This window comes from Bacillus sp. FJAT-45066 (assembly GCF_002335755.1).
Taxonomy (GTDB): Bacteria; Bacillota; Bacilli; order Bacillales; family Bacillaceae_I; genus Bacillus_CD; species Bacillus_CD alkalisoli.
The window spans coordinates 2,442,640-2,463,369 of the sequence record NZ_NISQ01000001.1; the positions used below are offsets into that span (position 1 = coordinate 2,442,640).

At 35.2% G+C, this 20,730-nt stretch carries 26 protein-coding genes and 1 pseudogene; 5 read left to right on the top strand and 22 right to left on the bottom strand.

The features are described from left to right. Positions 1-172: 172 nt before the first annotated feature. Positions 173-517 carry a rhodanese-like domain-containing protein gene (locus CDZ92_RS12445; RefSeq protein WP_255249811.1) on the bottom strand — a complete coding sequence of 115 codons (345 nt, stop codon included), beginning with the start codon at positions 515-517 and terminating at the stop codon, positions 173-175. A 234-nt stretch (positions 518-751) separates the two neighbouring features. Here CDZ92_RS12445 and CDZ92_RS20020 point away from each other — a divergent pair, with 234 nt between their 5' ends. Further along, positions 752-898 carry a hypothetical protein gene (locus CDZ92_RS20020; protein WP_176483762.1) on the top strand — a complete coding sequence of 49 codons (147 nt, stop codon included), beginning with the start codon at positions 752-754 and terminating at the stop codon, positions 896-898. Positions 899-1,091: 193 nt separating this feature from the next. After that, a complete protein-coding gene (locus CDZ92_RS12450) occupies positions 1,092-1,727 on the top strand; it encodes an FMN-dependent NADH-azoreductase (protein ID WP_096155531.1) in 636 nt (211 codons plus the stop codon). Between the two features lie 52 nt (positions 1,728-1,779). Here CDZ92_RS12450 and CDZ92_RS12455 read toward each other — a convergent pair whose 3' ends face one another. Beyond that, positions 1,780-2,361 carry a vWA domain-containing protein gene (locus tag CDZ92_RS12455; protein WP_096155532.1) on the bottom strand — a complete coding sequence of 194 codons (582 nt, stop codon included), beginning with the start codon at positions 2,359-2,361 and terminating at the stop codon, positions 1,780-1,782. Between the two features lie 94 nt (positions 2,362-2,455). Between CDZ92_RS12455 and CDZ92_RS12460 the strand changes: the two genes are divergently transcribed. Beyond that, complete coding sequence (locus tag CDZ92_RS12460; protein ID WP_096155533.1) at positions 2,456-2,953, top strand: hypothetical protein; 498 nt, start codon at positions 2,456-2,458, stop codon at positions 2,951-2,953. 47 nt (positions 2,954-3,000) lie between these two features. Here the strand turns inward: CDZ92_RS12460 and CDZ92_RS12465 are convergent, their stop codons facing one another. The 6 genes from CDZ92_RS12465 to CDZ92_RS12490 form a co-directional block, all read right to left on the bottom strand. Next, positions 3,001-3,780, bottom strand: coding sequence for an anti-sigma factor C-terminal domain-containing protein (locus CDZ92_RS12465; RefSeq protein ID WP_176483763.1), 780 nt, complete (start codon positions 3,778-3,780; stop codon positions 3,001-3,003). Then, complete coding sequence (locus tag CDZ92_RS12470; protein ID WP_096155535.1) at positions 3,770-4,294, bottom strand: sigma-70 family RNA polymerase sigma factor; 525 nt, start codon at positions 4,292-4,294, stop codon at positions 3,770-3,772. Before CDZ92_RS12470 ends, CDZ92_RS12465 begins: the two co-directional genes overlap by 11 nt. 164 nt (positions 4,295-4,458) lie before the next feature. Continuing rightward, positions 4,459-4,653: a YwbE family protein gene (locus tag CDZ92_RS12475; protein ID WP_096155536.1), complete on the bottom strand. Its 195-nt coding sequence runs from the start codon at positions 4,651-4,653 to the stop codon at positions 4,459-4,461. Positions 4,654-4,672: 19 nt separating this feature from the next. Beyond that, entirely contained in the window at positions 4,673-5,092 is a 420-nt protein-coding gene (locus tag CDZ92_RS12480; RefSeq protein WP_096155537.1) for a hypothetical protein, read from the bottom strand. After that, positions 5,093-5,464 carry a hypothetical protein gene (locus CDZ92_RS12485; RefSeq protein ID WP_096155538.1) on the bottom strand — a complete coding sequence of 124 codons (372 nt, stop codon included), beginning with the start codon at positions 5,462-5,464 and terminating at the stop codon, positions 5,093-5,095. 112 nt (positions 5,465-5,576) lie between these two features. Next, a complete protein-coding gene (locus tag CDZ92_RS12490) occupies positions 5,577-6,311 on the bottom strand; it encodes a ZIP family metal transporter (protein WP_096155539.1) in 735 nt (244 codons plus the stop codon). A gap of 246 nt (positions 6,312-6,557) precedes the next feature. Here CDZ92_RS12490 and CDZ92_RS12495 point away from each other — a divergent pair, with 246 nt between their 5' ends. After that, complete coding sequence (locus CDZ92_RS12495) at positions 6,558-7,130, top strand: DoxX family protein (RefSeq protein ID WP_096155540.1); 573 nt, start codon at positions 6,558-6,560, stop codon at positions 7,128-7,130. A 62-nt stretch (positions 7,131-7,192) separates the two neighbouring features. On the opposite strand, the gene CDZ92_RS12500 is transcribed toward CDZ92_RS12495, so the two are convergent. The 12 genes and pseudogenes from CDZ92_RS12500 to CDZ92_RS12550 all read right to left on the bottom strand — a co-directional run bounded on the left by CDZ92_RS12500 (position 7,193) and on the right by CDZ92_RS12550 (position 18,302). Next, entirely contained in the window at positions 7,193-7,375 is a 183-nt protein-coding gene (locus tag CDZ92_RS12500) for a hypothetical protein (protein WP_096155541.1), read from the bottom strand. A 142-nt stretch (positions 7,376-7,517) separates the two neighbouring features. Then, positions 7,518-7,724, bottom strand: a complete 207-nt coding sequence (locus CDZ92_RS12505) for a stress-induced protein, KGG, repeat-containing protein (protein WP_096155542.1) — start codon at positions 7,722-7,724, stop codon at positions 7,518-7,520. Between the two features lie 198 nt (positions 7,725-7,922). Beyond that, a complete protein-coding gene (locus tag CDZ92_RS12510) occupies positions 7,923-8,237 on the bottom strand; it encodes a DUF3243 family protein (RefSeq protein ID WP_096155543.1) in 315 nt (104 codons plus the stop codon). Positions 8,238-8,381: 144 nt separating this feature from the next. Beyond that, positions 8,382-10,022, bottom strand: coding sequence for a glycoside hydrolase family 13 protein (locus CDZ92_RS12515; protein ID WP_096155544.1), 1,641 nt, complete (start codon positions 10,020-10,022; stop codon positions 8,382-8,384). Positions 10,023-10,511: 489 nt separating this feature from the next. Continuing rightward, positions 10,512-12,194, bottom strand: a complete 1,683-nt coding sequence (locus CDZ92_RS12520; protein WP_096155545.1) for a glycoside hydrolase family 13 protein — start codon at positions 12,192-12,194, stop codon at positions 10,512-10,514. A 376-nt stretch (positions 12,195-12,570) separates the two neighbouring features. Further along, positions 12,571-13,392, bottom strand: a complete 822-nt coding sequence (locus tag CDZ92_RS12525; RefSeq protein ID WP_096155546.1) for a carbohydrate ABC transporter permease — start codon at positions 13,390-13,392, stop codon at positions 12,571-12,573. Continuing rightward, a complete protein-coding gene (locus CDZ92_RS12530; protein ID WP_096155547.1) occupies positions 13,392-14,258 on the bottom strand; it encodes a carbohydrate ABC transporter permease in 867 nt (288 codons plus the stop codon). Before CDZ92_RS12530 ends, CDZ92_RS12525 begins: the two co-directional genes overlap by 1 nt. A 203-nt stretch (positions 14,259-14,461) precedes the next feature. Beyond that, a complete protein-coding gene (locus tag CDZ92_RS20330; RefSeq protein WP_255249812.1) occupies positions 14,462-14,890 on the bottom strand; it encodes an extracellular solute-binding protein in 429 nt (142 codons plus the stop codon). Continuing rightward, the gene (locus CDZ92_RS12535) at positions 14,875-15,684 is read right to left on the bottom strand and encodes an ABC transporter substrate-binding protein (protein ID WP_255249813.1); all 810 of its coding nucleotides are present in this window, start codon (positions 15,682-15,684) and stop codon (positions 14,875-14,877) included. The genes CDZ92_RS20330 and CDZ92_RS12535 overlap by 16 nt, the downstream gene beginning before the upstream one ends. A gap of 138 nt (positions 15,685-15,822) precedes the next feature. Further along, the gene (locus CDZ92_RS12540; RefSeq protein WP_096155548.1) at positions 15,823-16,824 is read right to left on the bottom strand and encodes a LacI family DNA-binding transcriptional regulator; all 1,002 of its coding nucleotides are present in this window, start codon (positions 16,822-16,824) and stop codon (positions 15,823-15,825) included. A 180-nt stretch (positions 16,825-17,004) separates the two neighbouring features. After that, positions 17,005-17,181, bottom strand: a pseudogene (locus tag CDZ92_RS12545) (thioredoxin reductase); the annotation flags it as partial. 59 nt (positions 17,182-17,240) lie between these two features. Beyond that, a complete protein-coding gene (locus tag CDZ92_RS12550) occupies positions 17,241-18,302 on the bottom strand; it encodes a M42 family metallopeptidase (protein ID WP_096155549.1) in 1,062 nt (353 codons plus the stop codon). 159 nt (positions 18,303-18,461) lie between these two features. Here CDZ92_RS12550 and CDZ92_RS12555 point away from each other — a divergent pair, with 159 nt between their 5' ends. Then, complete coding sequence (locus CDZ92_RS12555; RefSeq protein ID WP_096155550.1) at positions 18,462-18,953, top strand: hypothetical protein; 492 nt, start codon at positions 18,462-18,464, stop codon at positions 18,951-18,953. 216 nt (positions 18,954-19,169) lie between these two features. On the opposite strand, the gene CDZ92_RS12560 is transcribed toward CDZ92_RS12555, so the two are convergent. Beyond that, positions 19,170-19,325, bottom strand: coding sequence for a YpzG family protein (locus CDZ92_RS12560; protein WP_096155551.1), 156 nt, complete (start codon positions 19,323-19,325; stop codon positions 19,170-19,172). A 351-nt stretch (positions 19,326-19,676) separates the two neighbouring features. Next, a complete protein-coding gene (locus tag CDZ92_RS12565; protein ID WP_096155552.1) occupies positions 19,677-20,522 on the bottom strand; it encodes an STAS domain-containing protein in 846 nt (281 codons plus the stop codon). Between the last annotated feature and the right edge of the window lie 208 nt (positions 20,523-20,730).

Below are 20,730 nucleotides of genomic sequence, written 5' to 3' on the forward strand. Positions count from 1 at the left end.
ATCCTTTTTTGTTCCATCTAATGAATAGATACCATGCTCTCCTCTTATGCCTGGCTCTATTTCTATATAAGTGTTACCACCCATAATTCCGATTCTTTTCTATGATTTAATTGTTTGATGGTTGTCCACTTCTACTCTTAGCCATATTTTATTTGGACCTAATTCTTCAAAATCATTTTGTTTCCTCACGTTCTTTCCAAGCAGTCAATCCACCATCTAAAACCGAAACATCGTACCCATTCTCAGCAAGTATAGTTGCACACTTCATCGCTGAGTTTCCTGTTGTACATGTAACTATGATTTCTTTATGTTTTGGAAGAAAGTTTTGAATGTCCATTTTATTTTCACTTTCACTCAAAATGATCGTTTTGGGAATATTTATCGACTCCACGTTATCATCTTGTATATGATATGTATTGTATTTTTCTATTGCTCTTACATCTAAAATGATGGTATGTTCTTCTTCTTTCATTTTTTCCTCAAGTTTTATAGCAGTTATTTTTTTGATTTCCAACATATTCAACTCCTTCTATAATTTAATGATAACGAAAGCCCTAAAATTTGAAAATACATTTATATTCACAAGAATTTCTTCTGATTTTTTCATGACATTTAACCTATAATTAGGTATTTTATGTTATTATTGTAATATAAACCCTTAGTTAGTAGTAAAGCCCAAAAGTATAATCTTACACATTTTAAATAAAAAATTTAGTAAGGTTCATACTAATAGATATGGAGGTGCTTGGACATGGAAGGTAAACCATTACATTATGACGGAAGTATCCAACAGTATGGGGAAGTTAAAGTGGAAACAGCAACTGAATCATTCAAACTAACGGAAGAGATGAGAGCAAATATTAGCGGTAATCCATACGTTATCGAAAATAATGATTAATTAATTTAGCTTATTACGGAGTGTCTTTATGACAGTCCTCTTTTTTTGTGCATTATATTTGAATAATAATTTTCAATGTTTTATAATAAATCTTGAATTTGAGATATTTTCATTTAAAATAAATACTTAAATTCTAATTTTTGGCCAAAAATAAAACGACAAATATATTTGTAAGAGAAAGGGACGTTAAAGAATGACAAAAGTTTTATATATTACAGCACACCCTCATGATGATACTTTGTCTTATAGCATGGCAGTTGGAAAGGCTTTTATTGACACATATAAAGATATGAATCCTGATCATGAAATAATTAATTTAGATCTATATACGGAAGATATTCCACACATTGATGTAGATGTATTCAATGGTTGGGGAAAATTACGTTCTGGGCAAAGTTTTGATGAGCTATCTGCTGAAGAAAAAGCAAAAGTTGGTCGTTTAAATGAACTAGTGGAACAGTTTATTTTGGTTGATAAGTATGTATTCGTTACGCCATTATGGAACTTCTCCTTCCCGCCTGTATTAAAAGCTTACATTGACTCTGTGTCAGTAGCAGGAAAAACATTTAAGTATACAGCTGAAGGTCCAGTAGGATTGTTAACGGATAAAAAAGCACTTCACATTCAAGCACGTGGAGGAATTTATTCAGAAGGACCTGCGGCGGCTATGGAAATGGGACACCGTTATTTAGACATCATGATGCAATTTTACGGAGTACCTTCATTCGAAGGGTTGTTCGTAGAAGGGCACGCTGCAATGCCAGACAAAGCACAAGAAATTAAAGAAAATGCTATCGCAAGAGCAAAAGACTTAGCACACACCTTTTAAATATTTCAAGAATATTACAAGTGCCTGGCGCTTGTAATATTCTTGAAATAAATTATACTCTTTTTTCCATTACTGCTTCGCAAACGATGTTGTACATTGCTTCTACGCCTTTTTCCGATGCTTCAAAGTTAAATGCATTTTCTGCGTCAATTCCAAGGCTATCTGCTTCTTTTGATACATCTATATTGGCTCCCATGAAGATGAATTCCCAGTTGTATTTTTCTTTTTGATGGTTAATTAGCTCCTTCACTTTTCCATAAGTAAACTCACTACTTGAATTTTCCATCCCATCCGTTGTGATAACAAAAATAACCTTTCCAGGTCTGTCTTCTTCTTTTGTCATTGCTAATCGGTTACCAACAGTTAATATAGATTTCCCAACAGCATCTAAGAGTGCCGTCATGCCCCTTACGTAATACTCGTTACTTGTTAGCTTCACATCATTCGCATTTACTCCATCCCATAAAACTTGATACTTATCGTCAAAAAGGACTGCAGTTAATAAAGTTTCCCCTTCTAGTCCCGCCTGCTTTTGAACAAATGCATTAAAACCACCAATAGTATCATTTTCCAATCCTGACATAGAACCACTTCGATCTAGTAGAAAAACAATTTCTGTTACATTCTTATTCATATCTCTCAACCTCCATTTATTTGAATATGCTATAATGATACCTATATTTATCCATAATTTGGTCGCCTCACAAGCGACATTTTGGAGGAGAGCTATGCTTACAAAAATACAGTTGAAATCTTTAGAAGAATACATTGATTTTCACTTACATCCACCTACACTACAAGCAAACCACGACACAGACTTTGAAGCTAAAGAAAGCCTTGAAATGATACATATGGAAAATTTTATTAAGGAAAAACGGAAGCCAACACTACAAGAGTTGCTTTTTCAATTCATCGATAATATAGGAGAAAGTGATGCGGATGTGTATAAAAGAGCTGGCATAGACAGAAGGCATTTCTCCAAAATCCGTTCTAACCCAGAATATAAGCCTAGCAAGAATACGGTTATATCTTTAGTTTTATCCTTAAAACTAAGATTAAAAGACGCAGAAGAACTTCTAAGCTCAGCTGGGTATACGCTATCTGAAAGCGAAACCTTTGATCTAATCATACAGTATTGTATAGAAAATGAGATTTATAGCATCACTGATGTGAATCAAGCATTAGCTTATTTTAGTTTAAAACCTTTAGGCGGAGTATTGATATAGAAAAAAAATCCACCCATTGTTATGATGAGTGGATTTTTCTTTAAACTTTAATTGCTTATTCTACCACTGATTCCTTTTTGATGCAGATTCCACCATTCCACTTCACCTAAAGAAGCATATTGGATTCTTTCTTCATTTTGTAACTTTAATAACTCTTTGGTTGGGCCTGTTACACAAACTCCATAACTCTTAGAGCCATGTTCCTTTACGTATTCTAGCCGCTTTTGAATGGATTCTCCATAAAAATAACTTCTTATCCAACCTTTTCTTTCATACTCAGATACAAATTCCAGACTGTTAATGAATGCTTCTTCTCTTCGCTTACCTTCTCCTCTTACTAGAATTGAATTATTATTCTCCATTAAGTCCCATATAGCATTTTCATTTAAACCAAATAAACCTTCCCTAGCATGCAAAAACGGACCAAAGCGATTGGAGTGTTCAACCTCACTCCCTGTATTCATTGCGTACCATACAATCTCCAAATCTGGATATCGACTCAATATGGAGTATACTTCATCAATTGAATATAGTTGGTCAAAGGATATAGCCACTTCGGAAACAGTTCCTTCAGGTAATAGATCTAGTACTCCCCATATTTCATCCCTGAGATTCCATACATCTTCCAACGGAAAAAGATGAGGATCCTCTTGATCAAAAAAGTCAGGGTGCACAAAGCTTAAGTTAATATCGTATTGTCCATCGAGCCACTCTCGTTTAATATCAACCATGTCAAAAAACATACTTCCGTACAACTTACCAACTGTTTTTTGCTCACTACCTACCTTACTTCTTAGTTCTTTATCAATCGTAGCATTAAGAAACATTCCGTATTCTGCATAAACGGCGAATGTACACATACAGAAGATACAGAGATAGAAGAGCACCTTTCCACATGCAAATTCTGTAGCTAAGGGACAAGTCCAAAAGCTCTGAAATCTCCTGATAACTAAAAGAATGATAGTCTCTAAGTATTACTGCATTTCTTTTTTCTATAGAAAGATTATGTACTTCTTTTAACCAGTTACTTACTTCATGTTTTTGGAAAAATTGTTGTTCTGCACCTATACTTTTCTCTACATTATTCAACAATTCAGCGTCTAGATAGGTCATTCGACTTTCTTTCCTATACGTATCTATGAAAGTATTATAGGCTATTTTAAATAACCAAGGTTTAATTTCTTCTCCTTTATAAGAATCGATATAGATGTACACTCGATAAAATGTTTCTTGAACAATGTCTTCGGTTTGTTCCTTGTTCTTACAGAGGGAATAAATGTATCGAAAAAGATCTTTCATATATAGCATGTAAATGTCTTCAATTTTTCTTTCTTTTCGCATCTTTTCCCTCCTTCATACAATCAACTGCATTTATGCAAAAAAAGTTACAATAATTTCGAAAAAAAATATTCCATCCTAACTTTACCATTAGGAGGGAACATTTTTTCGACTATTTCCAACTTCACATGTCTATTTCCGGGGAAATTTGTTTTTATTTGTTTGTGCTACTCAATAATCTCTTTCACTCTACCAACCACACCATTTTGTAACATTACTTTTATTCCATGAGGATGTGTTGGGGAATTAGTGAGTAGTTTGGATACAATACCTTCCGTTAACTTCCCACTACGTTGATCTTGCTTTTGAACTACTTTCACTTTCGTTCCTATTTTTATTTTAGCTCTTTTTGTTCCTGGCAATGGCTTATTCTCCTTTTATCTATTCCGCATTTAGTAGTAGATCTCTTAAAGCTTTTGTTATCTTCATGGAAGTGACGTAAGTATCTCCACCTTCAACCATGTACATCATAATACTTTGTTCTTTATCATTTCCAAGCCACAAATGGATGGCATGCCTTGGAAAGTTGTCTCCATAATCAATGATTAAGTCATAATCTGGTGTAGATTTCGGTATAGTGACTTCTTTTTGCACTGCACTTTTAATAGCATTTTCAAAAATTCTAATGGTTGGCTTGTCCTCATACGTTGTTAGAATATCTAAATTCACATCCCCTATGCCGTTAGATCTGGATACTTCCACTTTTGTCACTTTTTCATTTAAAAGCACCATTGTATCAACTTGATTTACGTTGCAAGCTGAGAGATATATTAAAGATATTATGAATAAAAGTTTTTTCAATTATGTATTCTCCTTTTCCATATATGTATTCTCCTTTTCCATATTCTTTCTTTGCTCTATATGTGAAGCAATAGCTGTAGATGTTACAGCTATAATTACAATGTGCATCTTAATCGGCGATCCTAATAACCAATTGACCAGTAACGCTGTAAATATTGTTACGAAAACGTATGGAATTCTTTTTCTTAGCGTCATTCCTTCTTTTAAACTAATATAATATAAAAATATAAAATATATAGTAATAAGGAATAAGCATAACATAAAAATTGTCATGGAGGGTGTACTATAAAAGACTAAAGAAACAATTATTAAATACATTAATAGTAGCAAGAAGTATCTAATCTTAGAATTACTTTTAGATATACTTTTCATTATTTTACCCCTTATAAAAAATCTCTTACTGTAAAATATTACATTTCAAATGAACAAATGTAAACGAATAACAAAAAAACAGATAGACTTAATCTATCTGCACATTAGATGCCTATAAATGATGCAACCATAAAGCTATAAAGATTCCTATGGAAGTTACAAATCCAACTGTTGGTCCGCCTTCTTTATATGCTTCTGGCATCATCGTCGAGGCAATCATTGCAATGATGGCACCTCCTGCAAAACAACTTACAATGGCTTTCATACTATTGGATGCTTCTGCAAAAATAGTTGCTCCACCTACCGCACTCAAGGCGGAAGCAATAACAACGAAGCCCCACATAATGAGGATCTTTTTTTTCGAGAAGCCACTTTTTCTAAGTCCTATTGTACTCGAAAGCCCTTCCGGAATATTACTTATAAACACTGATACTACTAGTGCTAAGCTAACAGATCCACCGCCAATCAAACTCATTCCAATCAATGCTGTTTCTGGTATTGTATCCATGACGCTTCCGATAAAAATCCCCATACCAGAAGAACTATCTGTTTTTTTCTGCTCTCGGTCCACTCCTTTTCGTTGATGCCCTCCTTTATGTGAAACAAAATAGTCTAGGACTGTAAAGGTTAATGCACCACCTAAAAAGCCAATTGCCACTTCTTTAAATCCACTAATTTCTAATGAACCCTCAAGCAGCTCATAAGCAGTTGCTCCAATTAAAGCACCAGTCCCTAGAGCCATTATGTAACCGACAATGCGATGAGGTATCGTTACTTTCATTGCTAATATAGCTCCTGCCATTGTTGCAGATGCTGCTAACGTCCCCCAAAACAGGGCATTCCACATGAGTGAACGCCTCCTAATAAAATATAGCTAAAAAACTTATATCACATATATCTTTTTAAGATTCGCGAAAAATTATTCATATACACTATGAAACTTACCTAGTTTAAGTGCATATGATTAACTATTACAACTTACTATTTTCCAAAGGTGTGATAAATATCACATAATTAAACGCTTTTCCTCGTTACAATTAAGGTAGAAATTAACAAAAAATTGCTTGTTTTTTTAGAAAAGGGAGGCGTTTATTTGCAAAGTAAAGGAAGTAATATTATTATCCCTGAAAATCCCGTTTCAAAGTTTCTATTCAGCAGTACACGCGCTGCTTGGATTTGGTTAATTGTTAGACTATACGTTGGATATGCATGGCTTACAGCTGGATGGAAGAAGGTTACAAGTGATGCTTGGACTGGAGAAAATGCTGGTGCAGCTGTTAAAGGTTATTTAAATGGCGCTATCGCAAAAGCAGAAAGTGGTGCAGATGTAACAGGTTGGTATGCAAGCTTTTTAGAAAATGTGGCTCTCCCAAATGCGGAAGTATTCAGTTATGTAGTTGCATACGGTGAGCTTTTGGTTGGAATAGGACTAATTCTTGGTTTATTAACTGGTATCGCAGCATTTTTTGGCGGAGTAATGAATGTGAGTTTCCTTTTTGCAGGAACACTAAGTACGAATCCAATATTATTCGTCCTTGCAACATGGCTCGTACTTGCTTGGAAAAATTCAGGGTGGATTGGACTAGATCGTTGGGCACTTCCTTTCTTAGGCACACCATGGAATCGTAACGCTTCTCAGAAAAAAGAAAAAACTAGACAAATATAAACTTTAAACGCAAGCAAGAGATGAAGTTATAACGATAACACTTCCTCTCTTGCTTTTTGTATTTAGTACATCCAACTACGTTCTGTGTACAAGTTCCAAGGATAAAAATATCCAAAATGTGCATGTGGGTGATAATTATGCGTGTGAGAACTATCGTGTTGGTGTGTAGTCATATGTTGATGACTAGGAAAAGTTGGCCAATGATAATATATTGGTTGACCACCGTATCCTTGATACATAATCATAATTAAAGTAGCCTCCTTCTCAATTCCGTATGGTTCACTGTATGATGCTTATAGAGTAAAGGAGTATGTACTTTTAGAAGATACAAAAAAGAAGCCAAAATCGGCTTCTTTTTATTATTATCGAATAGCTTGTCCTATATTATTAATTGGAGCTACGGCCGCCCTTTTGTCCAATTTCCTCGTAATGTTCCGTGCCATGCTCACGCTTTGTTTTTTCTCCGCCTTTTTGACCAATCTCTTCGTAAAAGTCTTTGCCTTGACTTTGCTTCGTTGCTTCTCCACCTTTACGACCTCTTTCTTCATAACTCATTGTACCATTGCTCTGATTCTGATTATTATTGTTTGTCATGTTCATCATCCTCCTGTTAATGGTTTTATGAATTTTTCATGAGTCCGTTTCATAATGAATTTAGCTTCTCATGATGATTTGATTTTTCATTAGAAACGAACTCACATAAATACATTTACCATGGTTTGCGAAAGATTAAACACTTTTTGAGACGAGAAATTAAAATAGTAGTTTCTACTTATATATTACCTTAATAGTTTAAACGTTTCCTTCTTCTTTTGCCAAACGTACTAATACATGTGCGATAGCATGTTTTTCGTCATCTTTTGCTACATTCCACATTTTGTTTAAGACGTATTCTTCACGGTTTTGTGGTTCTTCATGTTTGTTCAAATGCTCGGCAACCTTTTCTGCCGCTTTTGCTAATTGCTCTTCATTTAAACCTAGTTTTTCTCCGCGGTTAATTTGCTTTTTTAAATAATCCATGAACCCTTGGAAATTATCTAAGATCTCCTGTTTTTGTTCACTAGAAATGTCTTTTAGCTTTTCTTCCGTTTTTTGATTCGTATTCATACTTATCGACTCCTCTCTATTTTTGTCACATATGAAACAGAAAAGATTTGCGACACTATCTCCATTCCCTGACTTACAAAGAAACAAACTTTCATTACAAAAAAACCAGTCGTTAGGATTAGCGACTGGGCTTTTTGTAGTATATTAAATTCTATAAATTCTTGCTTCGTGTGGACGCAAGACAGTTTGATCCATGTCGCTGTTACTTGTCACACCTACATAGTTTGCTAAAATTAATTCTTTTTTCGTTCCGTCTAAAGACCTAGGCAATGTTAAATTATATTCTTCGTCGCTATGATTCAAAATGATTAACCATTTTACTCCATTGTACGCACGAGTATACGTGTATAACTTTTCATCACCTTCGGATAGATCTTCAAAGTCACCATATACCATTACTTCATTTTCTTTACGGAGTTGAATTAGTTTTTTATAGAAATAGAATACGGAATTCTCATCTTGCAGAGCTTTTTCTACATTTATTTCTTTATAGTTAGGATTCACTTTAATCCACGGTGTCCCCGATGTGAATCCAGCATTTTTTTCGCTATTCCATTGAACTGGAGTTCTAGAGTTGTCACGGCTTAATAATAGTAAGCTTTCAAACACTTCTTTTGGATTTCTACCTTTTCCTACTTCTTCTTTATATTTATTTTTCATCGCAATGTCGTTGTAATCTTCAATTGAATCAAATCTTACACCCGTCATTCCAATTTCTTCTCCTTGGTAAATATAAGGCATACCTGGTAATGTATGAACAAGTGTAGCAAGTAGTTTTGCAGACTCCACTCGATACTTTCCGTCATTACCGTAACGTGTTACTTGACGAGTATGATCATGGTTGTTTAGAAATTGAGAGTTCCAGCCTTTTCCTTTTAATCCTTCGTACCAGCGTTTTTGAATTTTTTTAAAACGAAGCATATCCCATGTTGCCATGTTATCTGCTACTTCAAAATGGAATAGCGTGTTTAATTCTTTACGGTCTTCCCCTGTATATAACACGCCATCCTCTGGAGTAACGAAAGGAATCTCTCCTACTGTCATCACATCATAGTGACGTAGTACTTTATCATGCATCTCTTGTAAATACTCGTGGATACCTGGATTATTTCCTAAGTAAGAAATATCATATGGATTTTCCGCATCAGGAAAACCTTCTAATTTTGCAAGCAAGTTAATAACATCCATTCGGAAGCCGTTAATCCCTTTATCTAGCCAAAAACGCATCATTTCATAAATGGCATTTCGAACTTTTTCGTTTTCCCAGTTTAAATCTGGCTGCTCCACCGCAAATGAATGCATGTAATATTGTTCTGTATTTTCATCGTACTCCCACACAGATGGTGCAAAATAAGATCTCCAGTTATTTGGAGCTTCACCTGTTTGAGGATGTGGGTCTTTCCATATATACCAATCGCGTTTTTGGTTATCTTTGGAAGAAGCAGACTCCATAAACCATGGGTGTTGATTAGAAGTATGATTTACTACTAAGTCCATAATAATTTTCATGTCTCGTTTATGAACTTCTGCAATCAAACGCTCCAATGTTTTCATGTCTCCTGCTTTTTCCATGACACCGTAATAGTCGCTAATGTCATAGCCATTATCCACATCAGGAGATTCATAGCATGGATTTAACCAGATTACATCTACACCTAGTTGTTTTATGTAATCTAACTTTTCGATAACACCTTGTAAATCACCGTAACCATCACCATTTGTGTCATTAAAACTGCGCCAGTATACTTGATAAACAACCGCTTCTTTCCACCATTTTTTATTCATTATCTTCGCTCCTTTACATTAGATATGGTAAAAAGGCAGGGCACATAACACATAAGCCCTACCCGAAAAGTATTGTATTGAGTACTAATCGTTGTTGTTCGCGGAAGGTGTTCGCTTTCCGCGGGTGGTAAAAGGAAGGTTATTTTCACTGTCATGAAAAAACCTACTCCTCGGCTCATGCGCCTGTGGGGTCTCCCTTGACGCACTTTTCCCGCAGGAGTCTCTCACCATCCGCAAACAACAACTTAATTAATATTGATAAGTTAAAATGAAATCTTTAACTCTTCATCTTTCATGGTGCGATTCTATTTTTATATGGGTGAATCAATTTCATAATTACTGTTCGTATAGTGAAAAACGAATGTTCAGTGTATTATTATTAAATAACGTTCGATATAAAACGTTAATTATATGAAAGAATAGGTTTAATATTCGTTTTTCGTTTAGTAATTGTACATTATGAAACTCACTCGGGTATCTACTCTAGATTTATTTTAATTTATACACTCTTGCTTCGTATGGAAGAAGTTCGATATGTTCGATTACTTCTTTTTCTTCCACTTCATAGTTACTTATTAAAAGGCTATCAACTGTTAATGTTTTTAATTGCTCCGGTAAATCAAATGTTGTTGTCTCACCGTAAAAATTACATACAACCAACAGTTTCTCTTCCCCTAAAGTTCTAGTAAAAGCATAAATTTGAGGGTGATCTTCGACGATAATATCATAATCTCCATATACGATTATCTCATTTTGCTTGCGTAATGCAATTAACTGACGATAGTAATGGAAAATAGAGTTAGGGTCTTTCACTACTTGCTCGGCATTTATTTCTTTATAGTTAGGATTTACATTAATCCATGGAGTACCTGTTGTAAAGCCTGCATTTTCGCTTTCGTTCCACTGAACAGGAGTTCGTGCATTGTCACGCCCTTTTACATAAATGCTTTCCATGATTTTTTCTACTGGAACACCAGCTTCCACTTTTTCTTTATACATATTTAATAGTTCAATATCTCGGTAGTCTTCGATTGAATCGAATTTAACGTTTGTCATCCCAATTTCTTCACCTTGGTAGATGTATGGCGTTCCTTTCATCATGTGTAGAAGTGTTGCTAACATTTTAGCAGATTCCATACGATAATTCTTGTCATCCCCAAAGCGAGAGACGATTCGTGGTTGGTCGTGGTTATTCCAATATAAGCTATTCCAACCTGTTTTCTCTAATCCTTTTTGCCATCTAGATAAGCTCCACTTTAAGTCTTTTAAATCTAGTGGTTTTAAGTCCCATTTTCCGTTAGGTCCAGAATCTAAATCTACATGCTCAAATTGGAATACCATGTTCACTTCATTACGATTTTCATCTGTATAAAGCTGTGCTTGTTCTGGGTTTACGCCTGGCATTTCTCCAACTGTCATAACATCATACCCGCTTATCGCCTCGCGGTGCATTTCTTGAAGGTAATCATGAATTTTAGGTCCATTCATGAAATATTTAGAACCAGATCCGTATTTTTTTCCTTCTTTTAACTCACCGTCTGGTAAACCGTCTACTTTGGAAATAAAGTTGATAACATCCATACGGAAACCATCGATACCTTTATCTAACCACCATTTCATCATATCGTACACTTCACGGCGTAAGCGTGGATTTTCCCAGTTTAAGTCAGGTTGTTTTTTCGCGAAAAGGTGAAGGTAATATTCATCTGTTGCTTCATCATAATCCCAAGCAGATCCGCTAAACGTTGCTTCCCAGTTATTTGGCTCTTTTCCATCTTTTCCTTCTCGCCAAATATAATAATCACGATAAGGGTTATCTTTTGATTTCTTTGACTCTATGAACCATTCGTGCTCATCTGAACTATGATTAACTACTAAGTCCATAATTAATTTCATGCCGCGCTTATGAATTTCTGCAAGCATTTCTTCCCAATCTGCCATTGTTCCGAAATCGTCCATAATATCTTTATAGTCGCTAATGTCATAGCCGTTATCATCATTCGGAGATTTATAAACCGGTGATAACCAAATAACATCTATTCCTAATTCTTTTAGGTAGTCTAATTTTGAGATAATTCCTTGGATATCGCCAATTCCGTCTCCGTTGCTATCCATGAAGCTTCTTGGATAAATTTGATATACGACACTTTCTTTCCACCATGTTTTTTGCATTGTTCGCCGTCCCTTCGATTATTTTATATAATTTGTATCTTGTTTTGGTCACTATGGGTCTTGCTTCGGTCACTTTGTACCTGGTTTCGGTCACTTTGTGCCTTGTTTCGGTCACTTCGCACCTTGCTTCGGTCACTTTGTGCCTTGTTTCGGTCACTTTGTGCCTTGTTTCGGTCACTTCGCACCTTGCTTCGGTCACTTCGCACCTTGCTTCGGTCACTTCGCACCTTGCTTCGGTCACTTCGTAGCTTGTTTCGGTCACTTCGAAGCTTGTTTCGGTCACTTCGCAGCTTGTTTCGGTCACTTCGCACCTTGCTTCGGTCACTTCGCACCTGGCTTTGGTCACATCGCTTATTTAACAAATGCACCAAATTTGTTACTTAATAGCTCCTTTTGTAACTCCGCTAATAATCCATTTTTGTAGGAAGATATATACGAGTAACATTGGTAACAACGCTAGTAAGTAAGAGGCAAATGCTAAGTTGTAGTTAGTGCTAAATTGTGATTGGAAAACGAACTGTACTAAAGGTAACGTCATATCACTTCGGTCGCTTAGAATAACTAGTGGTAACATAAAGTCATTCCACGCCCAAAGTGCTGTTAAAATACCTACTGTTGCATTCATCGGTGTTAATAGTGGGAAAATAACTCTCCAGAATACTCCCCATCTAGAACATCCATCCATAATTGCTGCTTCTTCTAATTCAATTGGAATCGACTTAATATATCCAACATATAAGAAAATATTAAATGCTAGTCCATACACAATGTATAAAATGATTAGCCCTGTTGGATTCATCATAGAAATGGCACTCATCTGTTTTACAATCGGTAACATAATGATTGGAAACGGTACAAACATTGCACTTACAAAATAATAGAATAATACTTTATAAGATTTCTTGTGCATATTACGAGCAATAGCATAGGCAACCATTGAGTTCGTTAAGATCGTAAATACTACTGTAAAAAATGTAATATAGGCACTATTTTTTAACGCATTAAAGAAATTTGTCATTTCGATTGCTCTTGTAAAGTTATCAAAACGTAATTCGCTTGGTAACGCTAGAATGGACTGCGCTGTCTCTTGTGGAGTTTTCAACGCATTGACAACTGTTAAATATATTGGAAAAAGAATAACGATGGAACCGATTATTAATAATATCGTAACCGTCCAATTAATTTTTTTGCTTCCCATTACATCTGCACCTCCCGTTTTTGTAAATAACGGATTTGTATAACAGAAATTGTTACGATGATAATAAAGTACACAACTGCGTTAGCCGATTGGTAGGCAAACTCTCCACCTTGGAAACCACCGCGGTAGATTAATAAGGAAATAGACTCTGTAGATCTACCTGGGCCACCACCTGTTAAGGCCATAATATGGTCAAATACCATTAAGAAATTTTTCATTGCTAAAACCATATTGATTGTAAAGAATGGAGCAATAAGTGGGAACGTAATTTTCCAGAAAGACTGCCATTTATTCGCTCCGTCAATGCTTGATGCTTCATAAAGCTCTGTTGAAATAGTTGCAAGACCTGCTAGATAAAGTATCGTATTAAAGGCTGCAGCCTGCCATACTGCTACAACAACAATTCCTATCCAAGCTAAATCGGGATTTCCTAAAATACTTGCCGTTAAAGAGTTGATTCCTAAGTTCTCCGCAATGGAAGGAACAAAGATTGCAAAAATATAGTTAAAGATAAATCCAACAATTAAGATACTTAAAATGTTTGGCATGAAATAAACGCCGCGCAACGTTTTCTTAAACTTAATTTGTGAGTTTAATCCTAGCGCAACTGCTAAACTAATGATATTTACTAGGACAGTAGATAAAATGGCAAACTTAAATGTGAACATATATGCATCTAATGCGCGTGAATCTTGAAATACATTAATATAGTTTCGGAATCCTACAAAATCCCAAGATCCATACCCTTTCCAGTTTGTGAAACTATAGAAAATACCTTGTAACACTGGAAATGTATGAAAGGCAAAAAATAGAATAACTGCTGGAAGTACCATTAAAAGATATGGACTAATTTTCTTCTTTTTCATTGCTACCTTTCCTCCCCTTAATTTCTTTGTGAAATCGATACCACAAATTAACTTCTGAATACAATGTCTCACCTTCGTTAGCATAAGACCATTTCCGATAAAGATTATCGTTAACCTTCATAGGAAATGGACCCATATCAATAAGGAAGGTTTTTTTTCGGAGGGAAAAGTCCGAGAAAAAGAAGTTCTCCCTCCTAAAATTATTAGTTTCTACCTTTTACTTTGTTCCACTCGTTATCTAGAGTATTTAAAAACTCTTGTACGTCTTTCTTAAGTAAAAACTCTTGTACTAAGTTTTCTACTTGCATTCCTGTTGGAAAATAGTGGTCAGGGAAACTAGTAATTGTACCATCTTCAAAATGTTTTGCTAAGTCAGCTACTGTAGGGTCTTCTTGAATAACACCTTCCACTGCTGAGAATTGTTTTTCTTGGTCAATGTAGAATTGTGCATTTTCTGGACGAAGTAAGAACTCAATGAATAATTGTGCTTCTTCTTTATTTTTAGCATTCTCTGAAATGGCTAATACTGTATCAACACCAGATACTAGACGATTTTTTGACACATCGTTTGTTGCCGGTAAAGCAAAAGCACCAATGTTTGCTTCAGGGTTTGCATCTAAAATAGATCCCACTGCCCAGTACCTTGGATGTACATAACAACGTCGCCATTTGCAAAAGCCGTATTACCTTGATCATAACCAGCACCAAATACATCATTGTTAGCGAAGTTTAGTAATGTTAACATGTTTTCTGCTGCTTCTTTATAACGCTCGTTGAATGTAACAGCACCTTCGTTTCTTTTCTCAATAAAATCATCACCTTGTAGGTTCGCGGCTAGCGCGTTAAATGGTACCATCGCTGTCCAAGCATCACCGTATGTGTGATAGAAAGGAACTTCACCAGCTGCTTCAATTGCTTCTGCTACTCCCACAAATTCATCCCAAGTAGTTGGAATTTCAAGACCCATTTCTTCAAACTTATCTTTGTTGTAAAGTACTGTGTTCGCATTTGCAGCAAACGGAATACCGTTAGGAGTGTCTTTTCCTGCTAATTGATTTAACATTTCTACATATGCAGGTTGAACTTGTTCAATCTTTGTATCACCTGCGAAGTCATGAAGTACTCCAGCTGCTGCAAGTTCACCATACGTTGCATTTCCGTTAATTGCCATGATTTGTGGAATGTCATTTTGAGTTAAACGTGAGCGTAATACTGTTTCAGATTCTGGTACGTGGTTTTGCTCGATATTGATTTCTGGATATACTTCTTCAAACTTTGCAATCAATTCGTTGTAAGTGTTCACTGCTTCTGATTTATTTTGAAAGAATTCCACTTTCACTCTTCCATCATCAGATCCTCCACCACAAGCTGTTAATGCTAACGCTGCTACTGAACTTGCAATAAGTGCTTTAAACTTGTTTTTCATTGTTGTTCCCCCTATGGTTTTGTTTGAGTTCATTACGTAAACGTTTACGTAATGAAGAAAAAAATAATTTGAACTTAATAAATCTTCTTACGTAAACGTTTACGTAAGTATTGAAAATAATACACCTTTATGGAGGTGTTATATTTTCTTAACAGTTTCTCTTTCTACAATAGTGTGGCTCATAATGGAGCTCTCGATTTGATGATTTTTTTCAATCATTTCAATTATCTTTTCTACAGCTGTACTACCCATTTCCCAAAGTGGTTGCGCAACAGTTGTTAAAGGTGGAATGGACATTTCTGAAATATTCGTGTTGTCAAAACCTACGATGGAAAAATCATCAGGAACCTTTAAATTATGTGCATATGCTGTAGATAATGCTCCAACTGCCATATCATCACTTGCTGTAAAGATTGCTGTAAATTCGGTTAAATATGGTACTAGTTGTTCCATACATCTTTTCCCACTACTAAAACCAAAATCACCATGAACAATTAACTTTTCGTTAACTTGTAGGCCATGATCTTTTAATGCTTTTTTAAATCCTTCCAGCCTCGGTATACCAACTAGTTCATCTTCTATATCTCCACCAATCATTGCAAGCTTCGTATGTCCATTTTGAATAAGATAACTTGTTGCTTGGTATGCTGCTTGTACATCATCCACTTTCACATATGGAATCGGATATTTATAAGACTGAGATGAAACTAACACTACTGGAATTCCTAAACTGTGCATAACTTTGTAATACTCATCTCTCACAACTTGGCTAACGAAAATTAGTCCATCGACTTTCTTTTCCCCTAGTACTCTTAAGTAGTCTAGCGTGCGCTTACCGTTATGGTCTGTATTACAAACTATCATACTGTAATCATTTTCGTGAGCACTTTCCTCCAAACCCTTTAATAATTTGGAGGTAAAGGAACTCGTTACATTCGGTAATAAAACACCAATTGTTTTCGTTCGTTTATTTACCAAACCTCTCGCAATTCCATTTGGATGAAAGCCCATTTCTTCAATCACTTTCAACACTTTTTCCTTTGTTTTTTCGGAATAGCCTGGTTGGTTATTTAATATTCTCGACACAGTAGCAATGGATACATTTGCTTTCTGCGCGACATCTTTAATCGTTGGTTTCATTTCATCACCTTTTTACGAAAACGTTTACGTAAAAATACTTTAACATCCTTTTTTTATTTTTGCAAGTGCTTTCATTTTTAGAGGTTTAAATCACTCCCACTCATTAAAATTAGACAAGCTAACCTTTTGTAGCCATTAGCTTTTTCACTATCTCCACGTTCTTTTCTTTAAATACGTCATTGTGAGAATCTCTACCTTTTCATTCAATATAACAGTATGTTGGAACGTCAATCCTTGCTCAACTAATTGATCAATTAACTTTGCAGCAGGAATTGGCGTTTGTCCCCCTACATCCCAAATCATCTTTTCGGGATAAACGTGAATTTTCCCACCTAATTGTGCTTGATACTCGATGATTCCTCTTTCAGGGGAAACAACTCCATAAGAATTCAAGGTATTTTTAACGAAAAAAATAGTCAATCAATCGTAAATTTATATTCTTTCGCCTTTTTCATGTTCTTCACAAACGCAACCAATAAATCTTTTGTTGCTTCTAGGTCTCTTACATCGATTACTTCAATAGAAGAGTGTGCATACCGGGAAGGTATCGATAATGTTCCAGTAGGTACACCTTGATGTGCTTGACTTAATTCACCTGCATCTGTTCCAATACCAGGGAATACTTCTACTTGATAAGGTATTTTATTTTCTAAGGCAAGTTGCACTAATTGATTTCGAATTTTTTTATTTGCAATTAAACTAAAATCAATCGCCTTAATACCGGTTCCTGCTCCAAGCGCTAAAGAGTTATCCATCATTTCTTCCGGTGTGTCACTGACAGCCGTTGTGTCTATTGCTATAGCTACATCAGGATGGTGCTGATGACTAATAACACGCGCTCCTCTTAATCCTACTTCCTCTTGTACGGTAAAGACTCCTATCATTTCACCCGCAAACTCGGTTGCTTCTAGATCTTCCAGTGCTTGAATTAATACGGCACAACCTGCTCTGTCATCAAAAGCTTTCCCAACGATTCTATTTTCCGTTAATTCTTCAAAATGTGGGTGCCAAGTGATCGAATCCCCTACTTTAATTCCTAGTTCCTCTACTTCATTTTTAGAAGATGCACCAACGTCTATGTATAATTTCTGATGAGGTCGAACTTTTTTCGGATCGTCGTACTTCATCATATGGGCACTTATCGTTCCAATAACACCTTGTCGTAAACCGCTAGTAGACTGTAATTGAACACGTTGTGAAAGTAAAATTCTATCATCATGTCCACCAAGTTTTTCGAATCGGATTAAACCATTATTCTCTATTTTCTTTACGATGAAGCCTACTTCATCCATATGAGCTGCAATTACTATTTTCGGCCCTTCCTGATGACCCTTTTTTTTCACAATTAAGTTGCCTATTCCGTCTACCTCAATGGAGTCAACAGCTCCTTTAAGACGTTTTGCTATGTATTTGGCTACTTCTTCTTCAAAACCACACGGCCCGTGAATAGAAGACAATTCTTTTAACAAATTTTTCACATTCATTATCCCCCTTTTAAATATTGATTCTATTTTACAGTAGAAAACTGTAAAGTAACTAACAAATCGTCTTATAAATCAGAAAATTATCTTGTAGGCACCTATCTTTAGGTGCTTCATAATCTAGAAAAGAAGATATTTCTTATTGGGGGTAACATGATGGTAAATTTCGGGGTATTTGAAGGTACGATTACGTTTATAAGCGATTTTCCTATTAGTCCAAATGGCGCTAGTGAAGGATGTTGTAAAATGTTTACATTAGAGGATGGAAATGGAGGAATAGTTAATTTTGTCGTATCACCTACTACTTATTTTGTCGATCACTCTACCGCACGAACCGGAGACAGAATTGTAGGCTACTTCGACACAAATGCTCCTGTTCCTCTAATCTATCCCCCGCAATATCGTGCTATAGTAATGGTTAAAAATAGGACCTACCAGAACGTAAAAATAGATTATTTTAATGATCAACTATTGAGTAGTGATGGGCAATTACAATTAAACATATCACCAATTACGCAACTAGTATTACAAAATGGTCAACAGTTCTCCTCCAATCCCGCTAACCGCAATCTAATTGTCATTTACGGACCGAGTACGAAAAGCATTCCTGCCCAGACTACTCCATATCGAATCATTGTTTTGTGTTGAGTAACTTAAACTTTTATTTGTTATGTCTACCCTGAAAAGAAAAGTAACGGTACTTATTTTAGTAAAGTCAACAAAAAAAGGACATGATTAATCCCTCCAACGAAAAGCGCTTTATGAATGATGAATAATTGAAGATTGCAATTACTATATAAAAGGTTAAATTTTAAGGAAAGAAGACAATATCATCTTCTTTCCTTTTAAAGATTTAGAAATATCTTAAAACATCCTGTGTGCCTTCGCATCACTTCTAGCAATAATAACGGACTGAGACATTTTTGTATGTCCGTTTATTTGAGAACTAGCTCGCTTAGGTCTTGTCCAATTGTGGGTAAATTTTTGAGAAGTTGGATCTAATCGACCTTGATTTCTCATGCATTGTCACCTCTTTGGTAGGATTGGATATTTCTAATAAAATGATATTCAGCTTGGAATATCATTATCAGTTTATGTTTAATGGAAAGGAAAATACGCACATTTCTTTTAAGGATAAATTTGGATACAACCTTGAGTTAGCAATTATTTTTGAGGGAGAGAGTATGGGGGCCATCGACGACTACCTATGGTATTTTTTTTTTGAATTTTAGACTAATTGAAAGGAATTGTTTATTCATAACTAAGCACCTTTTTTATGTATATGCTAATCGCATTCTACTTAAAATAATCAGAAAGCAAATATAAATGGCTCATATTAAAACATTAGATTTTAACATAAGCCATTTTATGTCAGTATAGTTTTACATTTTCTAAATCTAAATAAGTCTTCAATGTTTGTTGAAGTGTTCCACGCGTATCGGCTAAATGTTGGAACGATGCACCGAGACGAACCATCTTTGTGACAAGTTCTGCACGTAAGCCCGTTATAACAGCTTTACACCCCATCATGGTTACTCCGCTTAAAACATTTTCAAAGTCTGAAATCACTTCATCATCCATCGTTGTAACGCCAGAAAGATCTAAGATTAGTGTTTGTAATTTCAAATTTGAGATCTCCGTTAGCACCTTTTCTTGAATAATTTTCATTCGATACGAATCAATCATTCCAATTAGAGGCAATACCGCAACAGATGTACTTATTGGAATAATTGGAACGGATAGATGTTCTACTAACTTTCTTTGATTGTTCAATAAATTGTCTTTGTAATTGGAGTAACTTAAGAAAAAAGTATTTAAAAAGCAGTCCACATTATTATTGATTTTCTTTTCCAACTCATAAAAATCATTAATTAAAAAACTATTTTCATTCAATTTATCAAACTTATGTAAAAACTTCCAAAGAGTACGCCTAATCGCTTGCACCCACTCTAATTTAAAGGAAAGTGTTAATGAATGTTGCGCCCATAAAATACCTTCCTGTTTAGCAAATTCGATTAATTCTTCTTCTTTCTGTTCTATTACATACATAACTAATGTCTCTGCATTTTTTAAAAGGTCTATATTGCCTGCTTGTAAAATATCATTAATTTTGGATGCAACATTAACCGCTTCTGATAAAAGCCTCTCCTCAAAATCCATTCTATTCTCACTAAGAAATTTCTTTAATTCTGAATTACTATTTAATGTTACTTTCATCCAGGAACTCTCCTCTCTTTGTTCAATAATTGACAATTTATTTTCATATTCGCTAATAGGGAGGAAAATCCTCCAAAAACTTCGACAACTATACTTAATACTTAGGAAATCCTAACACATTTGTATTCTGTTTTAAAGTAAGTATTTATAACTTGCTGTTGCTCTTCCTTAATACATAGTAAACTATACTTACGATGAAAATGACAGA